The following is a 13,689-nucleotide window of genomic DNA, read 5'->3' as shown; positions in this document are numbered from 1 at the left end:
CTCTTTTTTACATTTAAATAGTTTATGATATAGTTTACATATATTGACTTTATCAAGAAAGAGGTTCCTTTTTTATGAGAATACTATACATAGAAGATGAAGAAGAACTTGGTTCGTGGGTATACCAGGACCTAATAAAACGGGGGTATCAAGTAAATTGGTTAAAAAACGGAGACAAAGCCTTAGAGCTTGCTGATGCAGCAGATCTTGCCATTCTTGATGTTATGCTACCCGGTCTAGACGGTTTTTCCATTGGTAAGCGCTTGAAAAAGACTGTGCCATCATTGCCTATCATCATGTTATCAGCACGATCACAAGTAGATGATAAGCTGGAAGGTCTTGAATTTGCAGATGATTATATGACAAAGCCTTTTCACCCAGATGAGCTTGCTGCAAGAATAAGTGTGTTATTACGCCGTTTTGATCGCATAATGCCTTCAGAAATTAACGTTCAGCATTTACGCTATCTCCCAAAGCAATATCAGCTTTTTCGGGAAGAAGAAGACAAAGAAATTATTTTAACATCTAAGCAGCTCCAAATCTTCGATTATTTATTAAAGCATGCCGGGCAAATATTGACGAAAGAACAAATATACGAATCCATCTGGGAAGAAGATTATTTTGAAGGTGACAAGACATTAATGGTTCATATCCGTTATCTTCGGGAAAAAATTGAGAAAGATCCTGCCAAGCCTACCATTATCGAAACAATCCGAGGCATTGGCTATAGGTTAAAACAATGAAGCTTCGCAACACATTGCAAACAAAGTACTTAATTTTAATAGTATGTGCGATGTTAATCCTCCCAATTGCCTTTCCACTTGCATCAATGGTTGTTTATATGCCGGCTATTATTGTTCAACATAACGATATGGATGTTTATGATAGTGAAGAAGTTGAGAATAAGTGGCATGAAAAGGCAAAAGAATTAGACAGGCTTACTGAAACTGAAACGATAACGTCTTTAAAAGAAACAACAAATAAAATAAAAGAAGCCACTGTATTATGGATAGATGAAAACGGCAAAACTCGTTATATTTCCGACAATTCAGCAGATATTCCTGATTACTGGACACCAGCCTATACAGTTTCTTTTATGAAACAAAGCTATGGCGGAGATCCATTTACGGTTGTCTCGTTTATTGGAGAAGAAGAAAACAACGGCTTTATTGTTCTGCAAATTGATAGGAAGTATATGGATTATCCAATTCAACAACTTGAATATTATTTTGAAATCATATATATCGTGGTTGTTGGACTATTGTTACTTTTATTCATCGCTCTCTCTTGGCTATTTTTTCGGTCGATTCGAAAACGAATCGTACGACTTCAAGCTTCAATGGATGTAGAGGATCAACGAATTCCAGATAAGGTTATCGTTGGTGAAATCGATGAAGTAGGTGATCTGGAGGTATCATTTAATAAAATGATTGAACGGTTAGAGGCTAGTAGGTTACGGGAACAAGAAGAAGAGGAACTGCGAAAAGAGCTTATTGCCAATTTATCCCACGATCTTCGCACACCTTTAGCCACCATTAGAGCCCACGCCTATACATTAAAAAATGAAGATATTTCATCCGAGGGACAGAAATCAATTGAAATAATCGATAAAAAAATTGATCATTTGCATACGTTAATTGAAAACCTGTTATCTTACACGTTATTAACTTCAGGGAAATATACCTACAAGCAACAAAATGTTGATGTTAATCGAGTGATACGACTCTCGCTCACAGCTTGGTATCCAATTTTTGAAAAGGAACAGTTTACAGTAGACATCGATTTGTTTGAAGAAACTGTCTTTTGGAAAATGGATCCAAATTGGTTTGAGCGAATTTTAGACAATCTTTTTCAAAATGTAGTGAGACATGCCAAGTCAGGTAAGTATATCAACATCCTGTGTGAAGGGAATACGATTTATATAATGGATAAAGGGCCAGGGATGAAAAACAAGTCAGAACAAGAAGGTGTAGGGATTGGTCTTTCCATCATTGACCTGATGACAAAGGAAATGGGCATCACCTGGAGCATTGAAACCTCTGGTGGTGGAACTACAATATGCCTAACGAAACACTAAAGAGTACGATTGATCAATTCGTATTCTTTTTTTATGTTTCCATAGATTTAAACAAAATTTAAACATTACCACCACTTCGTTTTAAGATTCATTGTTTATCGTGTTAATAGAGGTGATAAAAATGAATCAATACGTTGTGGAAACCAGCAATTTAACAAAAACTTTTAATGGAAAAGCTGCGGTTAATCAAGTAAATCTATCCATTCCGAAGGGAGCTATATATGGTTTCCTTGGTCCAAACGGTGCTGGAAAAACAACAGCAATTAAGCTGCTTTTAGGATTAATGAAGGAAACATCGGGTTCGATCCAAATCTTTGGTAAAGAGTTAAAAAAAGAGAAGCAATCAATTTTACGAAACATAGGGTCTTTGGTTGAATCACCATCATATTATGGAAATTTGTCAGCAAGAGAAAACCTTGAATTACTCCAAATTATTTTACAAACGCCTAAAGAAAGAATTGACGAAGTTCTTAATATCGTGCGATTAGAAAAAGATGCCAATCGACCGGTAAAAGGGTTCTCGTTAGGGATGAAGCAACGACTCGGAATAGCTTCTGCCTTGCTCGGTAGTCCTGAACTCCTTATTCTTGACGAACCAACAAATGGATTGGATCCTTCCGGAATCATTGAAATGCGCGAATTAATTAAAAGTTTACCAGAAAAATATGGTGTGACGGTACTTGTTTCAAGCCATCTTTTAACAGAAATTGACCAAATGGCTACAGAGGTTGGGATTATATCAAAAGGATCTCTTATTTTCCAAGATTCAATTGACGTTTTACGTAAGAAATCTGTGAACAAAATACGCATCCAAACAAATAATCGTGAGGCTGCTTGGAAAGTCCTCCTTAAAGAGGGCTTAAAAGGGAATGCAGAAGGAGAGTATGTATCGTTTAATCAAAGCACAAATAAAGATGTTGCTGTGATGGTTCGTGTCCTTGTCCAAAACGGGTTGGATGTGTATCGAGTTGAGGAGGAAAAACGCTCACTTGAAAGTATTTTCCTCGAAATGACGAAGGAGGCGCAAAGCCTGTGATCCTTCGGTTATTACGAACAGACTTTAAAAAAATATCAATCGGCATGTGGATTCTTGTATTCTTAGGACCAATTGGAATATTTGCTTTAACAACCGTCAATTATTCGGTTCGCTATGACTGGCTTATCCGTCAAACGGATGATTATTGGCTACAGTTGTTGCGACAAATCAATTTATTTCTCTCACCTGCTTTGCTCTTAGGGACAACACTGCTTGCCTCTCTTTTTGCTAATATCGAACATAAGACGAATTCCTGGAAACAGTTGCTAGCACTACCTATCAGTAGAGTAAAGGTATACAGCTCCAAATTTATGACAATAAGTTATTTGTTATTTATTTCTACATTGCAGATGTTTATTGGAACGATGGTATTTGGCAGCTTTTTTGATTGGCAGCAAAGCATGCCTATTAAAGAGATCGCAATTAATAGCTTTTATCCTTTTTTTGCAGCGTTACCAATATTAGCTTTTCAGTTATGGTATTCTGTTACATCATCGAACCAAGGTACACCATTAACAATCGGAATTATTGGTTCGGTTGTATCGATGTATGCCTATGGTGGGCCGGAGTGGTTGATTTGGAAATGGCCATTGCTAGAGAATAAATGGCAAATACCAGAAATCAGTGTGTTACTAGGAATCATTGTCGGCGGGGTCATTTTTATCACTAGTCTCATCCATTTTGATCAAAAGGATGTGAAGTAATGCTAAGTAAACTTATTTATACAGAATGGTTAAAGCTTAAAAAATCAAAAGTTTTACAAATTTTGTTTATTAGTCCCATACTATCAACGATTGCTGCTTATTTTAACTTCTTTGAAAATGCAGGAAATGAGTGGATGAATTCTTTTTTATCAATGATTATGGTTCAAGCCATTCTTTTCTTGCCTTTACTTGCCGGGATCTTTGCTGCAGCTGTTTGTCGTTATGAGCATGCTGAAGGGGGATGGAAGCAACTATTGGCTTTACCAGTTAATAGGCTTCAAGTTTATAGCGCAAAGCTCATCACTGTTTGTACGTTTGTAGCATTAACACAAATTCTGATGTTAGCAGGATTAATTTTTGTAGGAATGTTACATGGATTTAATGATCCATTTCCTTGGAAGGAAGTGTTCCTTCGTTTATTTATGGGCTGGTTAGGATGTTTACCAATTATCTCTCTACAATTATGGGTATCTACCGCTTGGGCCAGTTTTGCTGCTCCTGTTGCATTAAATGTCATCTTAACTTTACCAAACATACTCATTGCAAATTCAGAAACATTCGGTCCATGGTATCCCTGGGCACAGCCGTTTTTAGGCATGGTGATGGATCAGCAGTCAGACTTTACATTTTCCATAGAGACATTGGTATTTGTTATTATTGGTGGATTTCTAGTCTTTACGATAAGTGGTCTGGTCTATTTCAAACAAAAAGCAGTTTAGTAACAGCATTTATAAAGACGATAAAGAAGTGAATACTCCGGACTTATTGGTCTTCTTATTTTTGCATTGGTTTACTCAAATACAGGAAAGAATGAATAGGGATAAATCGTGATGAAAGCATGTTTGAAATTTCGTTCATGATGACTTCATTTCATTTTAATCAAAAAAAATCTTTATTCATGTATTGACCTTGACGTTGCGTAAAGGTGTAAAGTGAAATTGTCAGGGAGGGATTAGAGATGGAATACACGATCCAAAAACTTGCGGAATTAGCGGGTGTCAGTACGAGGACTTTGCGGTATTACGATGAGCTTGGAATTCTTAAGCCGGCAAGAATCAACTCATCAGGCTACAGAATCTATGGACAATATGAAGTAAATCTCATCCAACAGATTCTCTTTTATCGTGAACTTGGTCTACAGCTAAATCAAATAAAAGATATCGTGACTGATCCTGCTTTTGACTTCGCAAAGGCATTACATGAGCATCGAGAGCGTCTCCTTGATAAACGAAACCAATTAGATCAACTAATTGCAAATGTTGAAAAAACAATTGCACATTCAGAAGGGAGAATGAAGATGAGTGATCAAGAAAAATTCGAAGGCTTTAAACAAAAAGCTCTTAAGGAAAACGAAGATAATTACGGAAGAGAAATCCGTGAAAAATACGGAGAAGAAACCGTCAAGAAATCGAATGAGAAATTCATGAATATGTCTGAAGAGGAGTACGAAAAATCTGTCAATATTGAAAAGGAGATGAGAGAACTATTACTAAATGCGATGAAAACGAGAGATCCTGCAAGTGAATTAGCACAAAGAGCTGCCCAGTTGCATAAACAATGGTTACTGTTCCACTGGCCTTCCTATAGTAAAGAGGCACACGCAGGTCTAGCTCAAATGTATGTCGATGATGAGAGATTTACAGCTTATTATGATCAGGAACAACCGGGTACAGCTGAGTTTTTGAGAGATGCTATTCAAATTTTTACTGGAGTGAAAAATCATTAAAAGTATTGTTAACGTCATTCACTTTTGCTATTATATAAGTAACTATGGATGAAATGGAGGTTTTCCTTTTGACAGCATCAATGAGATTAAGATTCCTAGACTGCAATCGTTAATTGAATACGTTTGTAAGGAGCTCTGCCTATGTTCAGAGCAACGGGATTGGTCTGTCTATTTTTAAAGGAAACCATTATTTAGCGGTTTTTTAAAAAGAGGGATTATTTTTCCCTCTTTTTTTGATGTCTTTAAAAATAAACATCAACAGAGCGGTTCAATGTAAATGGATGTGGGTGAAGTCTAGATTTTTAAAAAACTTAATAGAAATGAGTTGTTAAAAAATGAATACAGCAAATAACGATCTAAAGGAGAATTGGTTTAAGAATATTATTCTCTTCTTAAGTAGTCAGACGATATCACTGTTCGGGTCTTCTTTAGTCCAATACGCGATAATGTGGTATATTACGCTGGAGACTGAATCTGGTTTAATGATGACTTTGTATATCATTTGCGGATTTATTCCTACATTTCTTTTGTCTCCAGTTGCAGGAGTGTGGGCAGATCGGTACAATCGAAAAATGCTGATTATGGTAGCTGATGGGCTTATTGCTACAGCAACGCTTATTTTGGCCATTCTCTTTTTAATGGGCTATGATGCCACTTGGTTACTGTTTGTGATGGCAGCAGTACGTGCCTTTGGAACAGGCATTCAAACACCTGCAGTTGGTGCAATTCTACCGCAAATTGTTCCGAAGGATAAACTAACAAAAGTGAACGGAGCAAATGGAAGTATTCAAGCCATTATCATGTTTGTTTCACCAATGGTAAGTGCGGCGCTGTTAGCAACAACATCAATTGAAATCATCTTTTTCATTGATGTCATAACAGCTGTTATCGCGATTTTTACTCTCCTTGCCTTTTTAAAAATCTCTACCCATGAAAAAGCAGCTAAAAAACAAACAACAAGCTACTTTAGTGATTTTAAACAAGGCTTACAGTATATAAATAACCATGCATTTCTCAAAACGTTTTTCATATTCTTTGCTGTTTTCTTTGTGTTAATGGCACCTGCTGCATTTTTAACGCCCTTACAGGTAACACGTACGTTCGGTGATGATGTATGGAAATTAACAGCAATCGAAATCGCCTTTTCCATTGGTATGATGATTGGTGGGGGAATTATTGCTTCATGGGGAGGCTTTCCAAATAAAGTGAAAACAATGGCGTTCTCAAGTCTTATTATGGGAGTCTGTACGTTTGCACTTGGTGCCACACCAATCTTTTGGTTGTACTTGATATTTATGGCGTTATTCGGAGTGGCCATGCCGATATTCAATACACCAACAACTGTATTGTTACAGGAAAAAATTGAAGAGGAGTATTTAGGTAGAGTGTTTGGTGTAATGGGGATGATCTCAACTTCAATGATGCCTATCGGAATGCTCATCTTTGGTCCGATTGCGGATATCATTAGGATCGAATGGCTTCTGATAGGAACAGGACTGTTCATCATCATTCTAACGTTATTCATGAATCAAAATAAAGTATTAGTCGAAGCGGGTAAACCGGTTTTAAAGGAAGTTTAACATACGAAACTGAATAAATAGAACAGGCAAAAACATCTTTTAACTTTGGGACGTTTTTGCCTGTTTTTTATGAAAAATATTGAAACTTTTTCACCATTTAATCGTATGTAACGGTAGCACGTTACTTGCTAGGGGGAACATAAATGAATGACCATTTTGAACAAATAAAAGCAACTATTAAGGAACTTAGAAGTATTGATAACAAAAAAACCACTGGAAAGCTTGGTTTAAATAAATGTAAACGAGTTGCTGAAAAATTGGATTTGTTATCTGAAAATTGTCAGGAATGTGAGCAACAATTACTAGAATTAAAGAATCGCTTAATTAAATTAAAAGCGGATATAGACGGATTAGATAAAAATAATCTAAAACAACACCAACAATTTATCCAGCAAGTCTGTAACCATCTTCAGAAAACTCACAAACTATTACCAGAGGGGTATTATGTGAGTATCTATATGTCGATTGGAATGAGTTTGGGTGTTGTGTTCGGATTGACGATATTCGACAATATTGCCTTAGGAATTCCTATTGGAATGTGTTTTGGAATAGCCATAGGAGCGGGTTTGGATGCCGATGTAAAGAAAAAAGGGAAAACAATTTAGTTCTTAGAGATTCAGAGTGTGTAACATAGTATGCTAATAGAAAAGACTTTCTGCACTTTTCCGGAGGAGTTTACAGATACTAATGAAGAAGGTATATCTTATTTGGTTAGCTATTTATATCGCTGTATGGGTAGTGGCTTTTTATGAATTTCCATCAAGTGTAAACGAAAGACAGCTGGCCGCTACAAGTTTATTTTTTGTTATTTTATTTATTCTGCCTCTTTTTAAAGAAAGAACAATGGTGCAGACCCTATTATTTTGCACCCAGACCATCTTAACGATCCTCGTTTTCTATCCGGCAGACAGTTTGTTAAATCCATATCTGCTCTTCATACATTCTTTACTACTAACAGAAGCAGTTTTTTATTTACCTAGATGGAAAAGCTTAATCGTGATTTTGTTTCAGTTAGGTAGCTCGATTTGTCTCATATCAGAAGCAAGTCTTAGTACTACACAAGTAATATGGGGTAGTTTGTTTTATATGATGTTAATAAGCGCGTTATACCATTATCAAACCGTACATAAGCGAGAAAAGGAAACACAACAAAAAAATGATGCCTTACTTGATGAGTATCGAAAGATGAAAAGACAGCTTGTTACAGAAGAAGAACAGGCAAGACAGGATGAGCGAATGCTTATTGGTCATGAAATACATGATTCTGTTGGACATAAACTAACAGCACTGATCATGCAGTTTGAGGTATTTCGCCTGCATGCAGAGGATAAGGACAAAGAAAAAATAGCAGATCTTAAACAACTTGCTGAACAAAGCTTAGAGGAAACGAGACGTGCTGTAAAATCTTTTAAACAGACAGAAGTTGGTGGTTTACAAGGAGTGATCCGCTTAATCCGCAAACTGGAAATGGAAAGTTTTATGAAAATAAGTTTTTCTGTTAAACACGGGGCTTTTGCTGCACCGCTAACAGGTGAGCAGTCTTTTGCAATCTATCGGGCTGTCCAAGAAGCACTGACAAATATTATGAAACATAGTACCTCAAGAGAAGCGCATGTCATGTTTGAGTCTCCGGGTGGGAGTATTTTTAGGTTTGAAGTATTTAATATCGCTCCATCTCATCCATTTTTTAAAGAGGGATATGGATTGAAAGCCATGCGGGACCGACTAGAAAAAGTTGGAGGTTCCCTGGAAATTGATCATAATGAGCGCCATTTCGTCGTGAGAGGGAGTATACGTTTAGTTGAACGGAGAGGGTCATATGATTAAGGTGTTACTCGCGGAAGATCAAGTGATGGTACGCCAAGGCTTAAAGGCAATGATTGAAACAGATGAAGAGATAACTGTAACTGGTGAGGCTGATAATGGCAAAGAAGCGATTAACCTATGTGAGAAGCAGGGTTTTGATGTAGCCATCTTAGATATACGTATGCCAGTAATGGATGGAATTGAGGCAACAAAAATATTACGGTCGCGTTTTCCTCTAATGAAAATTCTAATGTTGACAACGTTTGATGACGAAGAATACGTGATGGAAGCCTTAAAATTAGGAGTAAGTGGATATATGCTGAAAAATGGTGATACGGAATCACTTATTCGCTCAATTAAAAGTGCATTAAGTGGCGGGCTTTCTTTGGAAGATCAGGTTGCGGCAAAAGTAATGCCAGTCTTACTTCAAAAGCAAGAGGAGAATTCGATAGATCCGAGACTAACTCCACGGGAAAGAGCCATATTAACATGTATTGGTGAAGGGTTAAATAATAAGGAAGTTGCCGAACGGCTGGGTTTGTCAGTTGGAACCGTCAAAAATCAAACAAGTATGATTTTAGATAAATTAGAATTAAGGGACCGGACACAGTTAGCTATATACGCCATTCGCAATCATCTCGTCTAAGATAAAAAAGTGACAAAAGTAATAAGTGTCATTTCATCCAGTGACCAGAGTCAGTAGTGACTTTGGTTTTTTTGTTTTAAGATGCAAATATGGTCATTATGAAAACATCAAAGGAGGTATTCTCGTGCTTGAGACAATCAATTTAAAAAAGGCATTTAAAGGGAAAGCAGCTGTACAAGAAGTGAACTTATATTTAGATCAAGGTGAATCTGTTGGCTTATTAGGTCCAAATGGAGCAGGGAAATCAACAACAATTTCCATGATATCAAGTTTGATTAAACCAACAAGCGGTGAAATAAAGCTAAATGGTGTAAACATTGTCGATAAACCTGGTGAAATAAGAAATATTTTAGGTGTCGTACCACAAGAAATTGCGCTTTATCAAGAGCTGTCTGCCTATGAAAATCTCAAATTTTTTGGATCTATATATAAAATAAAAGGAAAAGAACTCGAGAAAAGGATTCAAAATGCGTTGGATATTGTTGGATTGCAAGAACGTCAAAAAGATTTAGTAAAGACATTTTCAGGTGGTATGAAACGCAGGGTCAATATTGCTGCAGCTCTATTACATCAACCGAAAATACTCATTTTAGACGAACCAACTGTTGGAATTGATCCGCAATCACGCAATCATATTCTAGAGATGGTTCGTCAATTAAATGAAAAAGATGGTACAACGGTACTTTATACAAGTCATTATATGGAAGAAGTTGAACAACTCTGTGACAGATTATACATTATGGACCATGGTGAAATTATAGCCTCTGGGACAAAAGCTGAGCTGCTTAGCATTTTATCAACTGAAGATACGATAAAAGTGGAGTTAAGTAGAATGGATGAAGCATTTGTTGAGCATGTCAAGACCTTAGAAGGTGTTCGTAAGGTAGAGGCAACTAACCTGCAAATGAAAGTGATTGTAAAAAAGGGAAGTCAATTAATTAGTGAGCTCGTTCATTTAGCTCATCAATATCATATTCAAATTCTCAATTTTCATACTGAAACACCTAGCTTGGAGGATGTATTTCTTCATTTAACTGGCCGGACATTACGGGACTAAGGAGGTGGAATGATGTTAAGTTTTATTAAAAAGGACTTACTAATGTTTTGGCGTGACCGTAAAGAGCTCATTACCGTACTAGTCCTTCCCATTATTTTAGTCATGGTTTTAAATTTTGCTTTTGCCGGCTTGTTTGGATTTAATGAGGATGCAAAGATCGATTTACAATTGGCTTTGGTGAATCAGGATGACGACACAGAAGCAATGACTCAATTAAAGGAGCGTTTGGTCAAAGAGGCTGCGTTAGGTGAAGAGCAAACAGCGGAGATATTAAGCCAAGCAACCTTAATAAAACCTATTTCAATGTTAGAAAATTTTCTTCATAGTGATGATGTAAAGGAATGGGTAACGGTTCATGAGATGGAGGAAACTGAGGCAGTAGCTAACATGGAGGAAGGAGGATTAGATGGAATCCTAATTATTCCGGAGGGATTTACTGCCGATAGTTTGTATTCCGCGTTAATAGGAGAATCGCCAACTGTTCCACTTAAATATAAAATTGAAATGGAAACGAATGATACCAGCACATTAGCACAACTAATCCAAGGTTTTTTGGATCAAATGAATGTTCAGTTTGCTCTACAGAAAGTAGGAGGTGCTCCGCAGGAAGAAGTCTTGCCAGAGGGAGGCCTTGAGAAAGTTGGCGCTGGAGAAAGATTTACGCTTACACAGTATTTTCCTATTGCAATTGGAGCGTTGTTTTCATTATTCCTTGCAGCAACCGTAGCAACGAAAACTGGTGAAGAAATTAGACAAAAAGTATTCCATCGAATTTTATTGACAAATAGCCATCCATTCCATTTCTTAACAGGTAAAATTGTCTCAACATTTTGTTTAGCTTGGTTGCAAACGATGTTTGTATTCATTTTGTCACACTTTATACTGGATATTTTTCCTGGTCGGACAATTTCCTTCTGGCTTGGTACTATTGGGATTGTGACATTACTATCCTTAGCAATATCCGCACTATCAGCTGTTTTTACCAGCATCTCACTCAGAGTGTCTGATATCGATGCTGCGAATGGTATTTTTATGATCGTTATTATTCTATTTGGTATCATCGGTGGTAGTTTTGTACCTGTTTATATACTACCTGATTGGTTGCAAAAGATTGGTGAGTGGACACCGAACGGCCTATCTTTAGCTATCATGACTCAATGGATTCAATTTGAGGATTTTTCCTCCCTCATCAAACCAAGTTTGATCCTTGTTGTATTTTTTATTCTTTGTACAGGAATTGGTTTAGCTCTATATCCAAAAAGGGGGGAAGCGTAGTGAATTCAGTAGTTTGGGCGCAATTTACGAAGGATAAACGCAACCCTATCTTCATAATTTTATTTATTGCGGGTAGTATTCTTGCAACGTTAGTATTTGCAGGAGGTGTTTATTCACCGATAAAGGTTGCTATATTCAGTGAAGAAGAAAATGCTTCGGATATTGAGAAGAAATGGGTAAAGCTGTTAAATGTTGATGATTCCTTTCAATTTGTTGTCGTAGAACCGAATGAAGCGCGTGAGGACGTACAAGATGGTAAGCTTGATGTAGCTGTAAAGGTCATGGAGACAGATTACAGGTTGGTTGCTACAAGTGAGCTTCCAACAGTATCGTATGTTCAGCAGCATGTTGACAAGGTTTTTCAACAGGAGGCACAATTAAGTGCCATTGTTCAAACAAACGAAAACGTACGAGAAGAACTTGAAAGCTATTTGGAAGAAGCACCATTTCAAATGGAGACTCAGGGACTCGAAAGTGAGAAAGTTCCGAATTATAACATGAGTACTCAATTATTATTTGCTTTCACATTTTTAATTTCGATGTTTATTCTCGGACTAAAGGTAAACAATGTCACACATGATAAAGTCTCTGGCATTTGGAATCGGATGATTCTATCACCGATTAGTAAAACAAAGATGTACTGCGGGTATATACTCTATAGCTTTTTAATTACACTTTTCCAAGTAGTTGTTGTTCTCTTTGTGTTTAAGTACATGATGAACTATGATCTAGGAGATCAATTATGGTTAATTATCTTAATTGCTGCGTTCTTTATTTTTAGTATGATTAGTATCGCGATGTTAATTACGGGGTTTGTAAAGACTCCGGAGCAATTTTATGCGATTTACCCATCAGTTATCCCCCTTATACCGATTGTTAGTGGAGCTTATATGATGCCGGGAACGATTACGAATTCAGTTTTACTGTTCATAGCGGATCTATTTCCGATGGCACATGCAATGGATGCGATTATGGCAGTTATTTTTTATGATGCAGGTTTTCAGGATGTGATGATGCCTTTACTATTTATGCTGTTAATTGGTGTGGTGACAATGGGATTAGGTATTAATCTTATAGAGAGAAGAACCAGATAGGTTTCTAGTATAGTAACCTTGCAAAGAAGGAATTTCCGACTCACTTCTAGAAAGTAAACGTAGGTCATTTATTTTTCAGGAGGAATCGTGATGGTGATGCAAAGAGTTAGCCTGCTTACAATCGGTGCTTATCATTTACCAGATCTTCGGTCTTTTTATCAAAAACTCGGATGGGAAGAAACAGAATTTAGTTCAGATACCTATGCTGCATTTAAAACAGCAGGTGTAATTCTAACACTTTTTCCTATTAAGGAATTAGCAAAAGATGCCGGAATTGACATTTCACAAAGTAAAGAAGGGTATCGTGGTGTAACGTTTGCTATTAATCTAGATACACCGGAACAAGTAGATGCAACTATTGAAGAGGTACGCAGAATAGGTGCTAGGATCTTAAGAGAACCAAGTGACGCATTTTGGGGTGGAAGGACTGCCTATTTTGCAGATCCCGAGAATAACCTATGGGAGGTTGCTTGGAATCCATCTGCTGAGTTTGATGAAAGAGGAGCGATGATTTCGTTCTAAAATACGTATAGAGAGTCTGAGCCACAGTTTAGTATTCTAAATTGTGGCTTTTTCTTATTTTCAATTATTATTATAAAAACTTAAATTGATTGCGTCACAACAATAGTGTATGATACATAGTATAAAACAAATACTGTATGACATATAGTAATAGTAAAACAAATCG

At 36.8% G+C, this 13,689-nt stretch carries 14 protein-coding genes; all 14 read left to right on the top strand.

Annotation, left to right across the window (positions count from 1 at the left end; all coding sequences use genetic code 11):
• The first annotated feature begins 74 nt into the window (after nt 1–74).
• The gene (locus LC095_RS04660) at nt 75–743 is read left to right on the top strand and encodes a response regulator transcription factor (protein WP_226527050.1); all 669 of its coding nucleotides are present in this window, start codon (nt 75–77) and stop codon (nt 741–743) included.
• Nucleotides 740–2,077 (top strand): sensor histidine kinase, encoded by a 1,338-nt coding sequence (locus LC095_RS04655; RefSeq protein WP_226527049.1) that lies wholly within the window; start codon nt 740–742, stop codon nt 2,075–2,077. The genes LC095_RS04660 and LC095_RS04655 overlap by 4 nt, the downstream gene beginning before the upstream one ends.
• A gap of 121 nt (nt 2,078–2,198) precedes the next feature.
• On the top strand, nt 2,199–3,113 hold the full coding sequence (locus tag LC095_RS04650; RefSeq protein ID WP_226527048.1) for an ABC transporter ATP-binding protein: 915 nt from the start codon (nt 2,199–2,201) through the stop codon (nt 3,111–3,113).
• On the top strand, nt 3,110–3,817 hold the full coding sequence (locus LC095_RS04645; protein ID WP_226527047.1) for an ABC transporter permease: 708 nt from the start codon (nt 3,110–3,112) through the stop codon (nt 3,815–3,817). Before LC095_RS04650 ends, LC095_RS04645 begins: the two co-directional genes overlap by 4 nt.
• Nucleotides 3,817–4,536 carry an ABC transporter permease gene (locus tag LC095_RS04640; RefSeq protein ID WP_226527046.1) on the top strand — a complete coding sequence of 240 codons (720 nt, stop codon included), beginning with the start codon at nt 3,817–3,819 and terminating at the stop codon, nt 4,534–4,536. The genes LC095_RS04645 and LC095_RS04640 overlap by 1 nt, the downstream gene beginning before the upstream one ends.
• 239 nt (nt 4,537–4,775) lie before the next feature.
• On the top strand, nt 4,776–5,543 hold the full coding sequence (locus LC095_RS04635) for a MerR family transcriptional regulator (RefSeq protein ID WP_226527045.1): 768 nt from the start codon (nt 4,776–4,778) through the stop codon (nt 5,541–5,543).
• Nucleotides 5,544–5,878: 335 nt separating this feature from the next.
• On the top strand, nt 5,879–7,123 hold the full coding sequence (locus LC095_RS04630; protein WP_226527044.1) for an MFS transporter: 1,245 nt from the start codon (nt 5,879–5,881) through the stop codon (nt 7,121–7,123).
• 143 nt (nt 7,124–7,266) lie between these two features.
• Nucleotides 7,267–7,728: a hypothetical protein gene (locus LC095_RS04625; protein ID WP_226527043.1), complete on the top strand. Its 462-nt coding sequence runs from the start codon at nt 7,267–7,269 to the stop codon at nt 7,726–7,728.
• A gap of 82 nt (nt 7,729–7,810) precedes the next feature.
• Nucleotides 7,811–8,950 (top strand): sensor histidine kinase, encoded by a 1,140-nt coding sequence (locus LC095_RS04620; RefSeq protein ID WP_226527042.1) that lies wholly within the window; start codon nt 7,811–7,813, stop codon nt 8,948–8,950.
• Nucleotides 8,943–9,575: a response regulator transcription factor gene (locus LC095_RS04615; RefSeq protein WP_226527041.1), complete on the top strand. Its 633-nt coding sequence runs from the start codon at nt 8,943–8,945 to the stop codon at nt 9,573–9,575. The genes LC095_RS04620 and LC095_RS04615 overlap by 8 nt, the downstream gene beginning before the upstream one ends.
• Before the next feature lie 124 nt (nt 9,576–9,699).
• A complete protein-coding gene (locus tag LC095_RS04610; RefSeq protein WP_226527040.1) occupies nt 9,700–10,632 on the top strand; it encodes an ATP-binding cassette domain-containing protein in 933 nt (310 codons plus the stop codon).
• A gap of 12 nt (nt 10,633–10,644) precedes the next feature.
• Nucleotides 10,645–11,907, top strand: a complete 1,263-nt coding sequence (locus LC095_RS04605; RefSeq protein ID WP_226527039.1) for an ABC transporter permease — start codon at nt 10,645–10,647, stop codon at nt 11,905–11,907.
• On the top strand, nt 11,907–13,001 hold the full coding sequence (locus LC095_RS04600) for an ABC transporter permease (protein WP_226527038.1): 1,095 nt from the start codon (nt 11,907–11,909) through the stop codon (nt 12,999–13,001). The genes LC095_RS04605 and LC095_RS04600 overlap by 1 nt, the downstream gene beginning before the upstream one ends.
• 90 nt (nt 13,002–13,091) lie before the next feature.
• Nucleotides 13,092–13,523 carry a VOC family protein gene (locus LC095_RS04595; RefSeq protein WP_226527037.1) on the top strand — a complete coding sequence of 144 codons (432 nt, stop codon included), beginning with the start codon at nt 13,092–13,094 and terminating at the stop codon, nt 13,521–13,523.
• Nucleotides 13,524–13,689: the final 166 nt, after the last annotated feature.

The organism is Metabacillus niabensis (assembly GCF_020524345.1).
GTDB classification, from domain to species: domain Bacteria; phylum Bacillota; class Bacilli; order Bacillales; family Bacillaceae; genus Metabacillus; species Metabacillus niabensis_B.
The sequence above is the reverse complement of the archived record's forward strand: the minus strand, read 5'-3'. Positions and strand labels throughout refer to the sequence as shown.